Here is a 19,777-nt window from a genome sequence, read left to right as displayed (position 1 = left end):
CCTCCTTGCCACTTTTCTATATAGCTCCTCTGTCTTCACAAATATTTTGCGAATTGATAAAGGTGGGTTTAACATTATCTGTTAAAAGAATGAAAACATTCGGTATTCATCTGCCAGCTGCAAGGTTAAGGATGAAAGTCTGTTTTTATTTTCCCCCAGATATTTCTTAAATTTCATAGTCATACCATTTACTCTTATCTCATTATTCAGCTTGACCTTCTTCTCATTGAAGATGCCTGCTATCGCTTTGGCTGTTTCATATGAATCAACAGAAGTTAAAAGATAGATTTGAAACAGATTAGCTTCTACTCTGCTTCCCAGGTGAAGGGTTTCAGTGAAGGCTGTATGAAAGTCAAAAGATGCATCCTCAAACAGTTCTTTGCAATTATTTACTTTATCAACCTCTTTTACCAGAAGGAGATAGTTTACAAAAGCATTTTCACTAATCTTATAACTACTCTTCGCCAACAATTTAAAAAGCTCTGGTGAATAATCACACTCTGTTTTTAAGGATATCAAATAGGTATCCAGGCTATCATTACGCACCTGTGTTCCTTTATCAATTAATTTCTTTATCCTATCTTCCTTCTCTGTTAAGGTATCCGTTTCAGAAGATATGTATTGGTTCAAAACCTTGGAATCTGTCACAAAACCTTCAGACAGCAGAAGATTTATAACTGCCTCTCTTACACCGGGTTGATCTGCTGACGACAACATATATTGGGAAAGCAAGTCACTGACATAAGTTTTATTAAAACCTGTATGAAAGATCTGCTTCAACACCTCTGTTTTATCCCTTCCATCGATAACTGTTCGAAGTGTATAATTCTCAATTGTACCGATTGATATAGGTGCATTTTGTGAAAGCAACACAGAAAGTATCTCCTTTCGTCTATCACCATTATCCTGAAGTTCGCACAGATAGCAGTTTATGACACTGTCCAGATTTCTATTATCCAATTCAAAGAGAAGCAGTTTCTTAAGTATTGCTGCTGTTTCTTTATTGCCATACTCTTTTCGGCTTAAAAAATCAACAATAACTTTTGCATTTATTTTTATATAACAGTCATTCTCCTGCAAAGCCTCCAAACAAGCAAGTGCTATCTCATATTTTTGACCGGCTTTTAAAGCATAGTCCATTAATTCTTCCAGTTCAATATCCCTAAGCTCCTCTTTACAAAGGAGATCGAAGGTTTTCTTTGCTTCGTCATGATTCACAGCATAACGGCAGATACCGGATACTACAGCCTGTATCTTTATCCTGAGTCCCATTATGTCAGCAACCTCCTGTACCGCAAGATTATTCTGACTGGTGGTATTTTTCTGAATTACATTCTTTTTATATTCTGCTATTTCTTCCAGCACTGTATTCTTTGTATTGACGCTATCACCACTGTTTATGAAATAATCTTCCATTACCTTCGCATTTATCTTGATAGAACCTTGACGGATAAGTTTGACAAGGATACCTCTCTTCTTTTCATTATCCGGGTAACCGTTAAGAATGTCCTCTAATGCTGTTTCTCTGTCAATATTATTGATGTTATTTAGTATTTCCTCAGCCACCTGCAGTTTTCCCTGTTTGATTGCTAAACGAAGCAGATTACGATTAGCATCTACTGAGAAAACCTCGCCTGCTTTCATTTTTGAAGTTATGTAATCCAGTCTGCCTGTATCCTTTAGGGTATCAAATACCAATGCAAGGTTGGCATAAATATCAGAAGCGGTATTTCCAAAAGATTCATAAAGATTAATTTCTTCTACATTAATTACCGGAAATTCTTCTTTCAGTCTTTTGGCATTGTATTTAATTATTTCCATTATATTTCTGGCTTCATTCTGATCCTTTGCCAGAGTTATCTTTGCCATAGATACGCTTAAAGTTGCTAAAAGCGTTCCGATATGCTGATGATTCTTTCGTTCACAATCCTCAAGATTCTCCTGAGCACTTTCCATCCTCTTATAGGCAACATCCAGTAGTGTCTGCCTTACGACATCATTGATTCCCTCTATCCCATCTATCGATACCTTATCAAAAGTTGCTTCCCTTTCTATTACAGTACCGCAATACATACAGATCCATATCTTCTTAGAGGGGTCAAATTCAAGCTTTCCTCCGCAGGCACACTTTCTAGCAACAAAATTAACAGCCATTTTCTAACTACCTCTTTATTTCAATATCATTAGTTTTTTATTTCTCTCTATAAATAAGAGATTGATTCTGCCACAAAAATCCTTCACCATCACTGTATCATTATCATCAAAGGCTCTTTTTAGCTGGATCATATCCTGCATGATCATCTGTTCCTGAACAGCAACCGCCTTATCCGTCATGGGATCCGAATATTTAATAGTTTCCGACAATTTCTTAAGTTCCATCATGATATCCGTAGCGGAACCCTGTTCCAGTAATAATTCCACATCTACCAGAAGACCTTTAATAAAGCTAACATTTTGCTTGATGTTACTGTCTATCTGCTCCACTGCATCTTTCGTAGCAACAGCAATCACACCTACTACAATAAAAAGGCATAGTAACAGTCCCTGGAGCAAGATTGCCAATTTAACAGCTATTACACTCTGAAACAGCATAAACACAAAACTGCAGAAGAATTCAGCACCTGTAAAAAATATAGACAAAGACAATAAAGGAATTCCAAAGAACAGAAGTCTGATGCTGGTATTCTGCGTTGCAACTACAGCACAACCTATATGAACCAAATAGGCTGTTAACATGAAACCATAACTAATCCAGAAAACTGCTGTAAACTTATTAAATACGAGAAAAACCAAAAGATTATAAGCTATAAAAATAACTAAATACACCAGGGTAAGCATTACTGCATTTTTTTTATTATTGCTCATATTAAACCATACCTTTCTTATTGCCTGAGAACCTCAGTCACAGACACCATTTTGCATATAAAATCTTTTACTGCTTATTAACATTTCTTCCTACAGTCCTTAGCATTTTGTTCCACATTGATGACAGAATATGGCTTCCGGCATAAGTGGTGTCTGACAATTAGCGCAGACTTTTGACTGCTTTGTCCCACACTTCGGACAAAAAAGCATATCTGCTGATACCTGGTTACCACAGCCTGTACAGAATTTAGCAGTAGTATCGACTTTCGTTACCTGCTCGCCTATATCCTTATTGGCTCCCTGCGAAGGGGCACTGACCCCAGAATCCTCATTCTGTTTATGCAGACCTTCAGCGAATTCCTTTACATCAAATGCTCTTCCGACCTTATCCTGCAGGGGTGATTCAATATTTCGCAAGTCTATCGGAGGCCTCTCCTTTGATATAACATCTGGATTGAGTGCAGTCCTTGCAAGCTCGGCAATATTTCCGCCAAAGGCTCCTCCAGCCAGAAATCCTCCAAGCGCTCCGCCTATCCCCCCCATAGTTCCTTCATTGCCGGCAAATTTCTCGGCTATGTTCATCTGTCTTTCTTCCTGCCAGGTATAGCCCTGTATAATACGGGAAGATCTCAGTTCCTTTGCTTTCTTTACCGCTTCGTAATCCTCATCGGGTACAGTAATAGTCTCAATATTAAATAGAAGCATTTCAACACCATAATCCTCAAAAATAGGTACAAGCTGCTCCCTCACAACATCAGAAATCTCAAAGAGATTCTCATTCATATCAAAAAAACTTATCTTACCCACATTCATTATCTTAGAAATAATAGACTTTACGTATTGTTTGATAATTCCACGAAACTTCGCTACCAGTTCCTGCGGTTCAAAAACACTGCGAAATCCCACTATTTTCAGCATAAATTTACGACTGTCCTTTATAACAAAATTTAAGTTACCACATAAGCCAACATGGAGAAAGATATCATAAACGGGGTCGTTCAGGGTAATCTCTCCAGGTATTCCCCAGGTCATATCCATCTGATGGATTTTGTTTATAAAAAATACCTTACAGGGAAAAGAAGACTCATCACCGGTAGGAATATTAATAAGCTTTTGTACCAAGGGAATATTTGGTGTAGTAAGGGTATGTTTACCCGGTCCAAAGAGATCACAGGCATTGCCGTTCATGACCAGCAGCGCTTCGTGTGTCTCCTCTACAACCAGCTGTGAAGAAGTATTAAAATCCTCAATTGGATGCTTCCAGACCAAATCATCTATTTTACCGCCAAATTGTAAAACCTGTGAAATATTCATATTCTTCCCCTTTTCTACGCTGTGCGTATATCTAGTTTGTATGTGCAGCGATGACACCTTTTTACTGAGTGAATTTTATACACTTTTTTAACCTTTGCGGCTTCTCCAGCCACTAACAATTTCTGAGACTTCTTAAATACGCCTAAACCATATACTTCTGTGCTCTGTAGCAGTCAAATTCTCAGCATTCAACACATATTTACGTATCACTTATATGGTCAGTTCTCATTCATAAAAAGTCACAAAAGAAAGGAAAGAAGTACATTAAAGATTCTCCTTTCTAATGATATAGCTCTTTTTGTATGTAAATGTTGGATATAACGACACAAATGTTACTATAGTAATGACAGGATTCCAATAGCTTTAATTCTTTTCTAATCCTGTTTATAGCAAATTTACATAATTTTAGGAAATTCATTTTATTAGTTAATTATACCCATTTTTTCGAGTAATTGCAAATGTAATTGACATTTTTTTATCTCGTTATTTAAACAGGCAGCTATTGTGGATCATAAAAAACCAATTGAAACCTTATGACATCCTAGTCGTAAACTGCACAAAAGACAAGTTTCCATTATTGTGTACAAAAGCATACAATATCTGTACAACTTCTGCATACCAAATCGGCAACTTGTCTTTCATGGTTGTATGGAGTATGGTGAAAATTTCTTTCATTAACACTTCTTTGTATTACAACCTTATAAGAATATTATAAAACTCTTTTAAAAAAATGCTTTCAGCTTTTCCTGAGCGGATTGACTCCAGAGGCAACCAGTCCGCCATCACAAAGAATATCAATACCGGTCAGATAACCTGCCTCCGGGCTGACACAATATTGAAAGAGACTGGCTATTTCAACCGGTTGTCCGATTCGTTTAATGGCACAGTACTTTGTATATGTATCAGCCTCATCTTTTTCCAGTTCCCCCATGGGAGTCTCAAAATTCCCTGGAGATACCGATAAGACTCTTGCTCCTTTCTTTCCAAATCTTGCAGCGTCTTGCTTTGCAAACCAGATGACAAAATGTTTGGATATTCCATAGGAAACACCAGCTCTAACCTTCTTTGGAAATAAATTTACCCATTTCATAATCTTTTTCATAAACAGAACAGGATTCTTCACACTGTATTTGTACAAGCCTACAGGCATGATAATTTTGGGTGTCAGATAGGCTGACATGGAGGAAACATCAATAAGACAGGCGCCTTGTTTCATTACTTTATGGAAAGCATTATTTATATTAATGGTTCCCAGTGCATTTACCTCCATTATCTGTTTCGCCTCCCCCATATGAGGAGACATTCCTGCTGCATGGATAACAGCTGTAACCTCTCCTTTTCCCTTTGCATGACAGGCTAACTTCTCAACGCTATGAATGTCTGCTACATCACAGACAAAAGCTTCTGCTTCTATTCCTTCCTCCGTAAGCTCATGTACTGCACTTTCTAATTTCTTTCCATTTCTTCCGCTAATTATTACATAATAATCTTTTCCCATTAACTTGGCGGCAGCAAGCCCCATTCCGCTGCCACCGCCAGTTATAACACAAATATTCTTCATTCTTCCTCTCCTTCAGCTACCATGAGCAATAAAATGTATAAATGAAACGAATCCTTTTATTCACCAGGATTAATGTTCACTGGCACTCATAACTTTGTTTATCATTTTCATAGCCAGAGAGGAACTCAATTTATATAACCCATTCATTACTTTGCAGTCTTTACCGATATAGGTACGAAGCTTTTGCTTCTCCATAGCCCTAATGATAAGTTCAGCTGCCTTTGCCGGTGATAAAACCATCTTAGATTTACTGCTTTCGCCTGACACTTTATAGGATATATTAGAATTCTTTTTGATATCAGTAGCAATACCACCGGGTATGACAACGGAAACTTTAACCTCAGTATCAACCAGCTCGGAGGATAACCCTTCTGTCAGAAGCTTTACAGCAGCTTTTGATGCACCATATATGCTTTGACCCGGTACCGGCAGGAAGCCTCCCATACTGGATACATTAACTATATGTGCTTCAGGGCGCTTTAGCAAGTGGGGTAAAAAAGCTTTTACCATGTAAAGGGTTCCATAAAAATTTATATTCAGGACCCTTTCAATACGGTCCATTTCCAATTCATTTAAGTAGACAAAGGGTTGAATTATTCCTGCATTGTTAATAATTCCATCTACCTTACCATGGTCTTTTATTACATTTTCAGCAAATGCAAAAACTGCTGCTTTATCAGATATATCAACCACATAAGTAAATAATCTTTTACCCTCACCCCCCGCGAGCTTAACGGTCTCCTTTAGAGCCACCTCATTTATATCAACGGCATAAACAACTGCCCCCTTCTTAAGAAGCTGCAATACCAATTCCCTTCCTACTCCATTGCCTCCACCGGTTACTACAATGCTTTTTCCTTGTGTTCTCATACTCATTCTCCTCCTTAAACTTTTTTCTGATTAATATTTTTTTATAACTATATTTTTATTAATTTCCTCAAGCATTTTGTTACTACTGCTTTTTTGATTCCTTTCATGCCTTTTCATGTCCTCGCGGAGAGCCTGTTCTTCCTTAAGTCGCTCTTTATTGCCTCCTCAACAGATTCATCCTCTTATGTAAGATAGTTATCCACGAAGTTATCAGACATTTTATGAAAACCGCCGACTATACCCTGTTCAATTTTTTTATAACCTTCGACAACACCGCATTCTATCTTTTTGTATCCGTAAATTACATTTTCTTCAATTCTCTTGTTCACTTGAATCAGCTTAGCTTTTGCCATAATAATACCTCCTTACTTCTCATATTTTGTAATGCTTCCTGATGATGCTAAAGTATATCAAAGTATTGTTTCTGTTTTGCTTCTGTTTTGTTTGAATAATATTAATTACTCCAGCGCTCCACCTACAAGACTTTATATGAAACAGGCCATCCTACCCTATACACCCTCTACTACCGATATTCATTTACTCGTATTAAAAAGGACATATAACCGTTGCTATCAGGTTATATGTCCTTTTGCTTTTATTGTTGCTTTTATTATTGCCTTTATTGTTGCTTTTATTGTTGCTTTCATTGTTACTTTCACTATTTTTTATTCCAGTCATGTAACAGTTTATTGCCTTTCTCACATATCTCATAGATTTGATCTTTCGTTTCTTCGATGAGGGGATTAACTTTTTCTGCCCGTTCTCTTTTCACTTTTTTATATATGAAATAAGGTAATATCCAGCCTGCAAATGCAGGTACCGCAAGAAAAACGCACAACACAATTCTTGGTGGATCGGCTGTAACGGCAAATACGGAACCTGCCATAAAAGCTGTACCGATAAAAGCTACAATCAATGCATACATGGTTGCTTTGGAGGTTATGGAATTTTCCAGCTGCTCAATATCCTTCATGCAAAATTCAAAGTTACGCTGCAACCTGGTTAGTTCCATCTTATTTATTATCTTACGGTCTCTCTTTAACCGCAGAACAATATTTGAATGGTGATTTGTGGTTCTCATTGTAAGCGTATGTGTTACATTCTTATCCACTATCCAACCAAAATTTTCATAAATATCAATGAGAAAGGATACCTTATCTGCATTTGTTATAACTTCCTTATATTCATAGCCTATAAAGGCATGGTTGCTTTTTACAATCTCGGTCATAGGTAGATATCCTCCTGTAAGCTTTCTTCTTCCACCTTATCCGAAAGAAACACTGGCAAGGTAACCGTAAAGGAGGTTCCTCTACCGGGGATACTGTTAACCTTAATCGTACCTTCATGTAATTGCAGCACACGTAAGGTTAATGCGAGCCCCAGACCATTTCCTTCTTTGGAGTGTGATGTATCCCCCTGATAGAATTTATCAAATATATGTTTCATGCTGTCTTCATTCATACCACATCCGGTATCCGTTACTGTTACAAGAATACTGTCCTCTAAAGAGCTCTGCTTCAAGGAAATTGCACCTCCCGGTTCCGTAAATTTAATAGCATTAGACAAAAGATTATTCCATACTAATTCCAGCAGTGTTTCATCGGCAAGGATAATCGCCCGGTCTTCTAAGTCCGCATCAAATTCAATGTTCTTCTGTTCCAACACCTCAACAAATTGTATTACAGACTCACTCAATTGTCTGCATATATCATATTCAAAGACCTCTGGTTTTATCTTTTGATTTTCAAGCTTATTAAGTTTTAAGATGTTTGTTATCAGATTTGACAATCGTTTTGCCGCTTCTTCTATTGATTTGGCATACTCTAAGCACTGTACCTCTGAAGCCGATTCTTTTTGAAGGAGCTCCGCGTAATTCTGTATAACAGCAATTGGCGTCTTTATCTCGTGGGAAACATTTGAGATAAAATCAGTTTTCAGGGTCTCGATACTTCCAAGCTCTTCTACCATTTTATTAAAGTCAAGAAACATATAATCCAGATAATCCATCTTATCTGCTGTATGCAGCGGCGGTACATATACTGAAAAATCCCCGTTTGCCACCTGATTGGTCGCTTTGGCAAAGGCCTTCATGGGTTTCTCATAACGATAGTTGATCTGCCTCAGAGTCAGATAGGTAAAGACCGATGCACAAAGAAACCAAAAACCAATTATTAGCACCCTATGAATCGCTGAGATATTCTGATAATCCAAATACTCTCCCAAGATAAAAAACTGTGCCGTTGTTATTAAATAAAAAAATAACAGTGTGGGAAAAAATACAAATAAAACATTTAAGAAATTCCTTCTTTTACGAACAGGCCTGCTTTCCTGGTTCATGATAACACCGCCTTGTAGCCAATCCCCCGGACTGTCACAATTTTAAACCCATCGCAAGTGGAGAACTTATCCCTTAGTTTGGTCACATAAACGTCCACTGCCCTAAGGCTTGTATCTGTATCGATTCCCCAGAATTCATCCATTAGCTGTGCTCTTGAAAAGGTCTTCTTGGGATAGGACAGCAGCTTATATAAGATATTGAATTCTCTGGTAGTAACTGTAACTTCTTCCTCTCCTATGGTTGCCGTTACAGCATCTGCATCCAAGATCAGATTTCCAATGATTAATCTTCTCTCCATTTCAATATTTGCCCTGCGAAGAAGTGCTCTTAATCGCAGCACCAGCTCGTCCAGTACAATAGGCTTGACCATATAGTCATCTATTCCAAGCTGAAAACCCTTTTGTTTAGAAGGAAGATCGTCTTTGGCAGACATAAATAATATGGGTATTGTTTGGTTAACCCGACGTACAGTTCTTGCAAACTCAAACCCGTCTATTTCCGGCATCATAATATCAGACACGATTAGTTCATATATAGTATTATACATTTCTTCATAAGCCGTGTTGGCATTCAAGCAGCCTTTTGCCTGAAAACCACTGTCGTTTAGATACGTACATACAATTCTGTTTAATTCTGCATCATCTTCTACCACCAATATATTAATCATAACTTTCCTCCTTTTAAAGATGCAAGCTGTTATTCTTTGCACTTTCTATTTCTTTATTTTTTAGCATTCTCACCCTGTATAACATAGAAAAACCAATGAAAGCTGCTACTGTACCCATTAGAATTCCGATTAAGCCATTGGCATTTGAGATTTCTACAGGATCTGCTTCATTACCAGTGAAAGATAATAAAGCAGTCTGCGTTAATACCAATGCTATGAATGAAGCAGATAGATTTATCATTTTAATTGCATGTAAAAGTAGAGTATTATTATACCTGGTTACTATTACTCCTCGAATGTTCAGTCCAACTTCTGTAAAAGTAACTGCAGCGATTCCCAAAGCAGCAATCATGTGGTAGGAGGCTGTCATCGGGCTATAAAACAACCGAACAGAATACAGGATATAAAGTAGGCTTGAACATATAAGTACCGTGCTGGAGTAAATAAAGTACTGATATTGTTTATTTATATCACTGGCTTTTCTGATTCCGGTTAAGGCTATACTTTTTGCAACAATCATTCCAATTGAATAAAATGCATTTGCACAAGCAAAAAAAGACAAGGACAATATTCCCATAAACAGTTTGCCTGCCACAATAAAAAAACTGACAGTTATGGCTGCACCAGTTAAATGCAGGGAACGGCTTATGTTGCTTCCGTACTGGGTTTTGAAGAAAACATTTGTCTCTTTGACATATTGGATTAGATTTAATTTCTTTTTATCCTTCATGGTACGCTCCGTATATATAATATCATAAAAACAGGCAAAGGCCTTCTATTTTATTCAACTGAAAAATATCTTATCTGGTTATTCAAAGTTTCCGCATAATCCTTAAGTTGAGAAGCGGAAACAGCAATTTCACCTATATTCTGATTTAAACCGGTAACCGATGCTTTGGTCTCATTGGTAGAATAAACGCTTACCTCGGATATCATTCGCAAGGCTTCAATGGCTTCTGTTATCTTGTCTTTTGCCGCATCACAAATTTGTGTTTGTGTTTTGATTTCCAGAATTCCCTGTAGGTTGACTCCAATTCCAGCATTCACTTTCATAAAATGGCCCTGAGTCTCAAGCAGTTTTACTTTCTGTTTATCAACATCTGTCAACACCTCCTTCATAATAACTAACATTTTACCGGATTCTGTTGAGAGGTCTCTTATGATAGCGTCGATTTCCTTAGCAGAGGCACTTGATTGATTAGCCAATAGGCTGATTTCTTCAGCAACTACAGAAAATCCTTTGCCATGTTCTCCTGCTCTGGCTGCTTCTATGCTGGCGTTTAGGGCAAGCAGAACCGTCTGTTTGGCTATGGAAGTTATCATCTGAATGACATCATTGATTCGCACAGAAGCGGTATAGGTTAAATGCACTTGCTGGTTTATCCTCTCAATTGCATTATTGGTTCTTTGATTGGATTTATCAAGATCCTCCATGATTTCGCTGGATTTATTTCCATCCTCTTTCATTTTAGCTGAGGTCTCCTCCAAAAGCTCCACACTGCTCACGATATTACTTATCATAAGTCCAATTCTTTCGATATGCTCAGAGGCTTCCTTCATATCAATATTTTGATTTTTTGCATCCTTGGAAATCATTTCTACTGCCGTTTCAATTTGACCAGTTACTGAATTGGCTTCTACCACCATTCTTTCCATAACCTCCTCGGAGCTTAACAGTTTATGGGATACTTCCTGAATATCAGTCATAGTACCCTTTAATTTATCTCTTAAACCCATCAGGGATTCAGCCATTGAGCCGATCTCATCCCGGCGTTTTCTCATTTTATCATCAATATCAAAATCCAGTCTGCCTTCAGCTACCTGCATAATACATTCCTCCGCAATACGGATAGGTTTCACGATACTGTGTGCAACATAGAGCAGCTGAACAATTCCAATCAGGAGCACAAAGGCAATGGTATTGGATACGAGCATTGGGTCAACTCCCCTGAGGGACAATATTGAAATGGATGTAGACATCATTACTAATGGGCAGAGTCCTGTTGCGATTATTTGACTTCTGATACTTTTTTCTACTCTTTTGATTTTCTTTTTATTCTGCTGCTTTTCTATTTTCATAAATGAAAAGCTCCTTTCTCTTTGGTTCAGTAATTATTTGTTAGATAAGTTTAATCCCTGGATATTTGTATTGTGTTTCTAAATTGTTTCTAAATTGTTAATGTGTCTATTTCAAATGATTATAGTTTCAATAGCTTTGTACAGATTTCAGACATAAAAATAAGGTCACGGTTGGTTTTACCGTGACCTTGTAGTCCTACTATTGTGATATTTCCCGCTTCACATTTGTTAGATTTATGTTCATCTAAAAAATCAATAATCTTCCACATATCTGGCAACAGAGTTGCCGCACTTAGCACACTTCCCTTGAAGTACAATGCCATGTGTATCATTTACAACTGCATAATCCACAATAGATGTTAACTTGCAATTACTGCAAAACACATTGTTCAAAAGTATCTTCTTCCAATCTTCTGGTATCTCCCTCCACTTCTTAATAGCTTTCATATCTGATACCGTTTCTATCTGATTAGCTTTGTCATCCTCCACATACTCCAAAAACAATTTCTTTTCAAAGCCACCTCGCGCTATATATTTCTCCTGACGTTTTACTTCTAACTCATCGATTGTATATCCACGGGTATTACAAATAGTATATAACACTTCCAGCACATCTGCCATTTCCTCAATACTCTTATCTTCCTGATACTCTTTCACTTCTTCCAAGAGCTTTTTATCAAGAGCTGTGAGATAAGCTTTATCAGAAAGTGTCTTAAATTTAGCTTTGTGTCCATCCTTTTCAATCATTTCAGGAATTCTATCTCTTACTAGTTTATTGTATTTTTTCAAGTGTATGCACCTCCCTTCCTGGTGTCCCCATTCCACCCGTTTTAAACCTTTTGATTCGAATTCATCCAAAGTACATATTTTGAAAATCAAAACTAATAATCTTTCTGCAGCCCTCACTAAATCTCGTAAACAAACGGCATCTCATCCAAATCATAAGGCGTTACCTGATAAACATAATAATTCAACCAATTCGTATACAAAGCATTGGCATGAGATCTCCAGGTGAGTTCTGGCCTTACATACGTCAACCCATCTGTGTAATAATTCTCCGGCAAATCAATATCCAGACCTTTATCGACATCTCTTTTGTACTCTTTATCAAGAGTAGTCCGGTCATATTCAGGGTGGCCGGTTACAAACACCTGTCTTCCGTCCTTTGCAATCACAATAAACACTCCGGCTTCCTTGGATTCTGCCAATACAGTTAGTTCCGGCTTCTTGAGTATCTCTTCTTTAGAGACAGTTGTATATCTGGAGTGTGGTGCATAAAATACGTCATCAAAGCCTCTAATTAAAGGTATTTTACGATTTAAGACATGATGCTTATAGACACCGAAAAGCTTTTCCTCCAATGAAATCTTAGGTATCCCATAATGATAATAAAGACCAGCCTGGGCTCCCCAACAGATGTGAAAGGTAGAAGTCACATTTGTCTTTGACCATTCCATTATAGTCTTAAGCTCCTCCCAATAAGTAACCTCCTCGAATTTCATCTGCTCAACTGGTGCTCCTGTTATAATCAGTCCATCAAATTTCAAATGCTTGATATCATCAAAAGTAAGATAGAATTGATCCAGATGGCTGGATGCGGTATTTTTACCAACATAAGTTCCTGTTGATAAAAAAGTGATATCCACCTGAAGAGGTGTGTTGGACAGACTTCTTAAAATTTGAACCTCTGTATCTTCCTTTAAGGGCATGAGATTCAATATCGCTATACGTAAAGGACGAATATCCTGATGTACAGCTCTTCCCTCATCCATAATAAATATATTTTCATCTTGCAGCACTTTTTTAGCCGGTAGTTCACTCTGAACCTTAATTGGCATGTTATCACCTACTCCTCTTTCTTTTAACTTCGTTACGGTCACTATTGGGTTACGTAAGCAGTTTGGTTCTGCTAGATATTATTCAATTTTATATTTCTATATTTACTAAATTCCTAATTATATTCCTTGCTGCTCCTGCCTAAGGACACAAAAAAAGCTCCCCTCCCTTACTTATAATTTCAAGGACGACAGCATATGCTTCGTGTTACCACCTTAATTTATCTATATCTCACAATATAGACCTTAGCGAGTACGGAAACTTGTCGATACTCTGGTGCTGTAATGGGCACTCCCATCGTAGCCTATACAAATACTGTAGTCGGTACGCGGCTCCAAGACCATTTTGGGCAATGTATTCTGTGCTTATTCTCACCATATAAAGCTCTCTGTATCTTTATCCATTGCTTACTTTTCTTTTCACAGCCTTTATTATTTTAACTTAATATACTATATTATTACTATAAAGTCAATATTCTAAATTTATACCAAGTGTAACACTAAATTTATATTAAGGGCACTGATTTCTATAAGTTCAGTTAATCAATATCAAATTATCAAATTTTTATATATGATTTCATACAGTGTATTATATTATATCATATATAGCCTATGATGTATAACCTCTGTTCATACAATCTTTTATTATACACATGGCAATTACCGTATTTTTTCTTATCCATATATTAAATTGACCTTAATTCTACTCTACAACTCTTTGATCACTCCTCAAAACTCTTCTTTCAGCTCTTCCCTTGCTCCTTCAACAGGTGCTTCTTTCCTTCTTTCCTTCGGTGCCCCCACCTTTAGTAAAGCTTTCCTGGTGGATAACATAACCCCTTCCAGGCATAAGAGTAATCCGGTAGCTATTAATATTCCTTCCAGGGCAATTGCATCTGCCAAAGGGCCGAATATCAGCATACTAAGCGGCATTAAAGCACTACTGATCATGCCGAAAACTCCAAATACTCTTCCCAGGTACTCTTCTTCCACATTAACCTGCAGCATTACAGTAGAAACTGTATTGAAAAAAGGCATCACAAAACCAAACACCCCCATCAGGAACAGATATATCCAGAAAACATTTACAAACCCAAAGGCAAACGTACATATTCCCATTACCACACTGGATAAGGTCATTGTATATATTTTATTCTTAAATCCCTCCCATTGAGTCATTAATATTCCTCCTGCCATCATCCCAATAGAGAAGGTCATTTCAATCCCTGTAAGCCTCCATACTTCCTCACCGAAATTTCTGGTAACCTGTAATGGCGTTAAAAAAGCAACCGGAGCTGCCAGGAACATAAAAAATCCGCTGAACACAAAGAATTCCCTTACAAACTCATGTTTTCTTACATATTTGAGTCCCAGAAGCATGTCTTCTTTATAAGAGACCTTTTGTAGTTCCCTTGCTCCCTTCTTATAAGGTACCTTTAAAAATAACAGCAATATTGTAACAGCAAGTGCAGCAGTAATTACATCAATAAAGAAGATAGGTGTAATTCCAGCCTCATTTAACAAAGCTCCGCTCAACATAGGAGAAATCAGCATTATCATTGACTGAATGGTTCCATTTGTAGCATTTACCTTCTGTAACTTATCCTCCGGTACTAACTGGGGCAAATAAGCATTGATTGCCGGTGCCTGAATGCCTGACCCCACCGCTCTGATTGCTGATACTAAAAATATCATCCAAAAGGCATCATATCCCATCAAAAACACAACAGCCAATATCAGAGTGGATACTGCAATAAGACTGTCAGAAAGCATAATCAGTATTTTTCGGTTATAACGATCGGCCCATACTCCGGTAAAGGGCGATAGAAAAAAGGTGGGGAGAAAACCGCAAATAATAGATATGGTCATCATTATTCCAGATTTGGTATTTAGCGTAATGTACCAGGTTATCGCATATTGTACCAGGGAAGAACCAAATAGGGATAACGTCTGGCTAGCCAAAAATATTGAAACATTTCTTTTCCAGGTATTTTCCATTAATTGTCCTCGCAGAAGCATTCCTTTCTATTATTTATTCATATTGCGTCTAGTCTCTTGGGTAAGTTTGCTTAAATAAATTGAATATTATGAGACTAAACAAGATTCGCATCAACTTTAAAATATCATTAGGTTTGACATCTTTAATTATAATTATCTCTAGTTCAAATATCTTTACATCAAGAAATCATTAGGTTTGATATTCTTAGTTCCAAATGTCTTTAGGTTTATATAACTTTAGATTCTATATCTTTAGTTCCAAATATCTCTAGCTCTAAATATCCTTAGATTCATATATCTTTAATTCCCAATATTTTAATTCCCAATATTTTTAATTCCAAATATCTCTCGTTCTAAATATAAATCTTTAGCTTCATATATCTCTAGTCTTAGCATTAACACAGTGAAAGTTCTAATAAAACTACAATATATTAATGTAGTAACAGAATACACAAAGAACGTATGTTTGTCAATAAAAAAATACAAAACCAGCAAATCACTTTGAAGTGTCACCAGTTTTGTATTTATTAAACTTTTATATCTCTTCCAAATACATTTCGCTACAAACTAATAGTTTGTATTCTAATCAAACTAAAGTGATGTTAGCATCTAATTAGTACAAAACAAAATGAGACAATCCCTTGAAATAATGTATAATAACAAGAGGAGGAACTCATTATGCCAAGAAAATCAAAACAACACACTAAGCAGTTCAAGTTGGATGCTATCAACTATCGCAAGGAACATCCTGATCTTACACAGGTTGAATGTGCCAAGAATCTCGGAATTGGTATAAGTACCTTAGCCAAATGGGAGGCTCAGTTCCGTGACCATGATGGTGACATTCCCGTTAGAGGTTCCGGTAACTACGAATCAGATGAACAAAAGGAAATCGCTCGTCTCAAACGTGAGCTCCGTGACGCTCAGGATGCACTTGATGTGTTAAAAAAAGCCATCGGCATTCTGGGGAAAGATTGACAGAAGCTATCTATACCGAAGTTTCTGCCAAGGTAGAGGCATCTAAAGTCACAAAACGCCGAGTCTCTACTTCCGGAATGCTGAAATTTTTAGGCGTGTCTCGCTCTGGATATCATGCTTTTCTGAACCGAAAAGTCTCTTCCACCAAGCAACGTAAAGAGGCTGTCAAAAAGGAAATCCAGAAGATTTATGATAGTTCAAAACAGAATTACGGCGCTCCTAAAATCACCAAGGAACTTCGCAAATCTGGGGAAACCATTGCCCAGCGCACAGTAGGTAAATACATGCGTGAAATGGGTATCAAAGCTCAGTGGATTAGACCTTGGACCACTACAACCAGAGACTCTGATTTCAGTGATGAACTTCACAACATTCTTGATGAACAGTTTAATCCAGAACGCCCTAATGCTGTCTGGTGTACCGATATCACTTACATTTGGACACAGGACGGATTTGTCTATCTCAACTGCGTTATGGACTTATTTGCGAGAAAGATTATTGCCTGGACTCTTTCTGATACTATGGAAGTGTGTTCCGTTATCGAAACAATCAATAAAGCAAAAGCTTGTCGAGACACCGATTTTCCTTTGATTATACACTCAGACCGTGGTAGCCAGTATGTTTCTAATGCCTGGCGAGAAGCCACTGTAAATATGCAACGAAGTTATTCTCATACTGGCTATCCTTACGACAATGCCTGTATTGAATCTTTCCATTCTCTCATCAAACGAGAATGGTTGAACCGGTTTAGTATTCATAACTACAACCATGCATATAAGCTTGTTTTTGAATATATTGAAGCCTTTTATAACACCGTCAGAATACACAGCTATTGTGATTATTTGTCTCCAGACGAATATGAAAAACTGTATGAGAGGGCTAAGTCTCTGCCTGCTGCTTAACATGCAGAACTTCTCATTTTAATTTGTACTAAATCTTGACATAGGACCAAAGTTAGGTAAAGATACTCCTACTCTACCATCTTCATTAAATCCGCTTCCGTTATAACCGGAATTTCAAGCTCTTTCGCTTTTTTATTCTTAGAAGAATTAGAGAGATTATCATTATTTATAAGATAATCCGTCTTAGCGGTTACGGAGCCTGTAACTTTAGCCCCTCGTTCCTCCAGAAAATCTTTTAAGGCATTACGATTTTCGAACTGTTCCAGTGAACCCGTTATTACAAAGGTCTTACCTGTGAAGACAGAATGCGTGTTTTCCGTTTCCTGAATTTCAAAGGTTATCTCTTTTAATATATCCTCAATCATATGAGCATTGCTTTCTTTTCTCATAAATTCTACGAAAGCGGTGGCAATTACTCCGCCAACTCCGTTTATTTCTGTCAGTCTTTCCGTATCTGCTGCCTGTATAGCGGCAAAATCAAACTGGTACTCACGGCAAATAAGCTTGGCAGTTGATAGTCCGATTCCTGGTATTCCAAGACTATACAGGAATCTAGGAACTGTTGTATTCCGTGCTTTATCTATGGAGTTTAATAAGTTCTGATAGGATTTTATTCCAAAACCTTCCATCTCCGTTATAATGTCTTTGTGCTGCTCCAAATGGAAAAGGTCAACAACTTCATGAATGATACCGGTATTCAAGAACTTTTCAATGGTTGCTTCTGAAAGTCCTTCAATATTCATGGCATCCCGGCTTACGAAGTGGGTGAGCGATTTGATCTTTTTGGCCAGGCAATCCTCATTGCTGCAAAAAAGTACCTTTACATCATTTTCTTCTCTGATTCTGGTTTCTTCTCCGCATACCGGACATTTATCCGGTACTATCACGTTTCCGCTCTGGGTTACATTCTCTGCCACCTGGGGAATTATCATATTGGCTTTATATACTTTTATGGTATCACCAAGTCCAAGTTTAAGTCCTTCCATAATACTGATGTTATGGAGACTTGCTCGGCTTACAGTTGTTCCTTCCAGTTCTACCGGGTCAAATACTGCAATTGGGTTAATTAAACCTGTTCTTGATGCACTCCATTCTATCTCCCGAAGAATAGTCTCTCTGATCTCGTCTCTCCATTTAAACGCAATGGAGTCCCTGGGAAATTTGGAGGTAGCACCTAAGGAATATCCATAAGCTATATCGTCAAATGTCAATACCAGCCCATCCGAAGGAACATCCATCGTGGGAATCTGTGCTGAAAACCAAGCTACCGTTTCTTCCAGATTCTCTGCTGTTACCATCTTACTCTCAACAATATCAAAACCCAGACTTTGCAGCCATTGCATCTGTTTTTCCCTGGAATTTTCGTACAAATTAGTATCCTCTGCCTTTACCAGAGAAAAGCCATAATAACGGACATTGCGTTTGGCTGTTATCTCATTATTTAATTGTCTGACACTACCACTGCAAAGATTTCTTGGATTTTTATACTTCGCTTCCGCTTCCGGTATTTGTGCGTTTACTTTCTCAAAATCGGAATAACGTATAACTGCCTCACCTCTTAATACCAATTCACCTGTGTAAGGAATAGAGTGAGGTAAATTCTTAAAGACTTTGGCATTATTGGTGACAACCTCTCCAATTTCACCGTTCCCCCTGGTAACTGCCTGAAAAAGCTTACCTTCTCTGTAGGTAAGCACAATGGTCAGTCCATCCATTTTCCATGATAATAAACCCTTCTGATTCCCAAGCCAAGCTTTTAAGGTATCCGTTTCCTTGGTCTTGTCAAGGGATAGCATTTGGGATTCATGCCTTATCTTAGGCAGCTCGCTTAATACCTCATACCCAACTTTGATTGTCGGGCTGTTTGATAGTATTGTCTGTGTTTCCTGTTCCAGTTCAAGCAACTCATTATAGAGCTTATCATATTCGTAATTACTCATGATTTCGCGGTCTTCCTGCTCATATACCCTTCCGGCTTCGTTAAGCAGGACAACCAATTCCTTTTGCCTGTCCAGTTTTTCTTTCATACTCATATATATGCCCTTCCGACTACATTTCGTTATACAGACTAATTATTATCGCCCTTTGTTATAGCTTCCTCTTCTACCTGAGGAGCCGTTTTTTCGTTCCGTTGCTTTTTCGTAGTGATTCCTTGCTACAGCCTTCGGATAGGAATATTCTGATGCGATGCTCTTCTGTCCCATAGACTTGTTAGAACCAGATTGTTTTGTTGATTTACCGTTTTTAGAAGCGGAGGAAAATGAGTTTTTAGTAGGGTTACTAGTATTTACCCTTTCTTTATAGTTGTCCTTCTGATAAACTTTTTTGCCCTCACCCTTCTTTTCACCCTTGTGGTTTACGTTGTAATCC

The 19,777-nt window shown here is 37.6% G+C and carries 17 protein-coding genes; 2 read left to right on the top strand and 15 right to left on the bottom strand.

The features are described from left to right. Positions 1 to 81 precede the first annotated feature (81 nt). The 14 genes from R2R35_RS23595 to R2R35_RS23530 form a co-directional block, all read right to left on the bottom strand. Positions 82 to 2,154, bottom strand: a complete 2,073-nt coding sequence (locus R2R35_RS23595) for a hypothetical protein (protein WP_317732291.1) — start codon at positions 2,152 to 2,154, stop codon at positions 82 to 84. A gap of 15 nt (positions 2,155 to 2,169) precedes the next feature. After that, positions 2,170 to 2,865 (bottom strand): hypothetical protein, encoded by a 696-nt coding sequence (locus R2R35_RS23590; RefSeq protein ID WP_317732290.1) that lies wholly within the window; start codon positions 2,863 to 2,865, stop codon positions 2,170 to 2,172. Positions 2,866 to 2,964: 99 nt separating this feature from the next. Next, positions 2,965 to 4,179 carry an SPFH domain-containing protein gene (locus R2R35_RS23585; protein WP_317732289.1) on the bottom strand — a complete coding sequence of 405 codons (1,215 nt, stop codon included), beginning with the start codon at positions 4,177 to 4,179 and terminating at the stop codon, positions 2,965 to 2,967. Between the two features lie 736 nt (positions 4,180 to 4,915). Then, entirely contained in the window at positions 4,916 to 5,740 is an 825-nt protein-coding gene (locus R2R35_RS23580; protein ID WP_317732288.1) for an SDR family oxidoreductase, read from the bottom strand. A 69-nt stretch (positions 5,741 to 5,809) separates the two neighbouring features. Then, on the bottom strand, positions 5,810 to 6,610 hold the full coding sequence (locus tag R2R35_RS23575; RefSeq protein WP_317732287.1) for an SDR family NAD(P)-dependent oxidoreductase: 801 nt from the start codon (positions 6,608 to 6,610) through the stop codon (positions 5,810 to 5,812). 182 nt (positions 6,611 to 6,792) lie between these two features. Continuing rightward, positions 6,793 to 6,963 carry a hypothetical protein gene (locus tag R2R35_RS23570; RefSeq protein WP_317732286.1) on the bottom strand — a complete coding sequence of 57 codons (171 nt, stop codon included), beginning with the start codon at positions 6,961 to 6,963 and terminating at the stop codon, positions 6,793 to 6,795. A 305-nt stretch (positions 6,964 to 7,268) separates the two neighbouring features. After that, positions 7,269 to 7,838, bottom strand: a complete 570-nt coding sequence (locus R2R35_RS23565; RefSeq protein WP_317732285.1) for a hypothetical protein — start codon at positions 7,836 to 7,838, stop codon at positions 7,269 to 7,271. Further along, entirely contained in the window at positions 7,835 to 8,821 is a 987-nt protein-coding gene (locus R2R35_RS23560) for a HAMP domain-containing sensor histidine kinase (protein ID WP_317732284.1), read from the bottom strand. Before R2R35_RS23560 ends, R2R35_RS23565 begins: the two co-directional genes overlap by 4 nt. A 122-nt stretch (positions 8,822 to 8,943) precedes the next feature. After that, on the bottom strand, positions 8,944 to 9,615 hold the full coding sequence (locus R2R35_RS23555) for a response regulator transcription factor (protein WP_317732283.1): 672 nt from the start codon (positions 9,613 to 9,615) through the stop codon (positions 8,944 to 8,946). A gap of 13 nt (positions 9,616 to 9,628) precedes the next feature. Further along, entirely contained in the window at positions 9,629 to 10,345 is a 717-nt protein-coding gene (locus R2R35_RS23550; RefSeq protein WP_317732282.1) for a hypothetical protein, read from the bottom strand. Positions 10,346 to 10,395: 50 nt separating this feature from the next. Further along, on the bottom strand, positions 10,396 to 11,694 hold the full coding sequence (locus tag R2R35_RS23545) for a methyl-accepting chemotaxis protein (protein ID WP_317732281.1): 1,299 nt from the start codon (positions 11,692 to 11,694) through the stop codon (positions 10,396 to 10,398). Positions 11,695 to 11,946: 252 nt separating this feature from the next. Further along, on the bottom strand, positions 11,947 to 12,483 hold the full coding sequence (locus tag R2R35_RS23540) for a nucleoside triphosphate pyrophosphohydrolase (protein WP_317732280.1): 537 nt from the start codon (positions 12,481 to 12,483) through the stop codon (positions 11,947 to 11,949). A 116-nt stretch (positions 12,484 to 12,599) separates the two neighbouring features. After that, positions 12,600 to 13,532 (bottom strand): homoserine O-acetyltransferase MetA, encoded by a 933-nt coding sequence (gene metA, locus R2R35_RS23535; protein ID WP_317732279.1) that lies wholly within the window; start codon positions 13,530 to 13,532, stop codon positions 12,600 to 12,602. A gap of 726 nt (positions 13,533 to 14,258) precedes the next feature. Further along, on the bottom strand, positions 14,259 to 15,527 hold the full coding sequence (locus R2R35_RS23530) for an MFS transporter (RefSeq protein ID WP_317732278.1): 1,269 nt from the start codon (positions 15,525 to 15,527) through the stop codon (positions 14,259 to 14,261). Positions 15,528 to 16,205: 678 nt separating this feature from the next. Between R2R35_RS23530 and R2R35_RS23525 the strand changes: the two genes are divergently transcribed. Together R2R35_RS23525 and R2R35_RS23520 are read left to right on the top strand one after the other, a co-directional pair. Beyond that, positions 16,206 to 16,505, top strand: a complete 300-nt coding sequence (locus tag R2R35_RS23525; protein WP_317731048.1) for a transposase — start codon at positions 16,206 to 16,208, stop codon at positions 16,503 to 16,505. Further along, positions 16,502 to 17,407, top strand: coding sequence for an IS3 family transposase (locus R2R35_RS23520; protein WP_317731047.1), 906 nt, complete (start codon positions 16,502 to 16,504; stop codon positions 17,405 to 17,407). Before R2R35_RS23525 ends, R2R35_RS23520 begins: the two co-directional genes overlap by 4 nt. A 68-nt stretch (positions 17,408 to 17,475) precedes the next feature. Here R2R35_RS23520 and ligA read toward each other — a convergent pair whose 3' ends face one another. Further along, the gene (gene ligA, locus R2R35_RS23515; RefSeq protein WP_317734851.1) at positions 17,476 to 19,434 is read right to left on the bottom strand and encodes an NAD-dependent DNA ligase LigA; all 1,959 of its coding nucleotides are present in this window, start codon (positions 19,432 to 19,434) and stop codon (positions 17,476 to 17,478) included. Positions 19,435 to 19,777: the final 343 nt, after the last annotated feature.

Origin of the sequence: Anaerocolumna sp. AGMB13020, assembly GCF_033100115.1 — a bacterium.
In the GTDB taxonomy this organism is placed as follows: domain Bacteria; phylum Bacillota; class Clostridia; order Lachnospirales; family Lachnospiraceae; genus Anaerocolumna.
Note: the sequence above shows the minus strand (reverse complement) of the source record. Positions and strands in the feature narration are given on the sequence as shown.

What these genes read in the sequence shown, in the direction of transcription:
- R2R35_RS23570 (WP_317732286.1), bottom strand. Translation starts at nt 6,963, where the DNA reads ATGGCAAAAGCTAAGCTGATTCAAGTGAACAAGAGAATTGAAGAAAAT.
- ligA (WP_317734851.1), bottom strand. Translation starts at nt 19,434, where the DNA reads ATGAAAGAAAAACTGGACAGGCAAAAGGAATTGGTTGTCCTGCTTAAC.
- R2R35_RS23585 (WP_317732289.1), bottom strand. Translation starts at nt 4,179, where the DNA reads ATGAATATTTCACAGGTTTTACAATTTGGCGGTAAAATAGATGATTTG.
- R2R35_RS23555 (WP_317732283.1), bottom strand. Translation starts at nt 9,615, where the DNA reads ATGATTAATATATTGGTGGTAGAAGATGATGCAGAATTAAACAGAATT.
- R2R35_RS23575 (WP_317732287.1), bottom strand. Translation starts at nt 6,610, where the DNA reads ATGAGAACACAAGGAAAAAGCATTGTAGTAACCGGTGGAGGCAATGGA.
- R2R35_RS23550 (WP_317732282.1), bottom strand. Translation starts at nt 10,345, where the DNA reads ATGAAGGATAAAAAGAAATTAAATCTAATCCAATATGTCAAAGAGACA.
- R2R35_RS23595 (WP_317732291.1), bottom strand. Translation starts at nt 2,154, where the DNA reads ATGGCTGTTAATTTTGTTGCTAGAAAGTGTGCCTGCGGAGGAAAGCTT.
- R2R35_RS23545 (WP_317732281.1), bottom strand. Translation starts at nt 11,694, where the DNA reads ATGAAAATAGAAAAGCAGCAGAATAAAAAGAAAATCAAAAGAGTAGAA.
- R2R35_RS23565 (WP_317732285.1), bottom strand. Translation starts at nt 7,838, where the DNA reads ATGACCGAGATTGTAAAAAGCAACCATGCCTTTATAGGCTATGAATAT.
- R2R35_RS23590 (WP_317732290.1), bottom strand. Translation starts at nt 2,865, where the DNA reads ATGAGCAATAATAAAAAAAATGCAGTAATGCTTACCCTGGTGTATTTA.
- R2R35_RS23580 (WP_317732288.1), bottom strand. Translation starts at nt 5,740, where the DNA reads ATGAAGAATATTTGTGTTATAACTGGCGGTGGCAGCGGAATGGGGCTT.
- metA (WP_317732279.1), bottom strand. Translation starts at nt 13,532, where the DNA reads ATGCCAATTAAGGTTCAGAGTGAACTACCGGCTAAAAAAGTGCTGCAA.
- R2R35_RS23530 (WP_317732278.1), bottom strand. Translation starts at nt 15,527, where the DNA reads ATGGAAAATACCTGGAAAAGAAATGTTTCAATATTTTTGGCTAGCCAG.
- R2R35_RS23525 (WP_317731048.1), top strand. Translation starts at nt 16,206, where the DNA reads ATGCCAAGAAAATCAAAACAACACACTAAGCAGTTCAAGTTGGATGCT.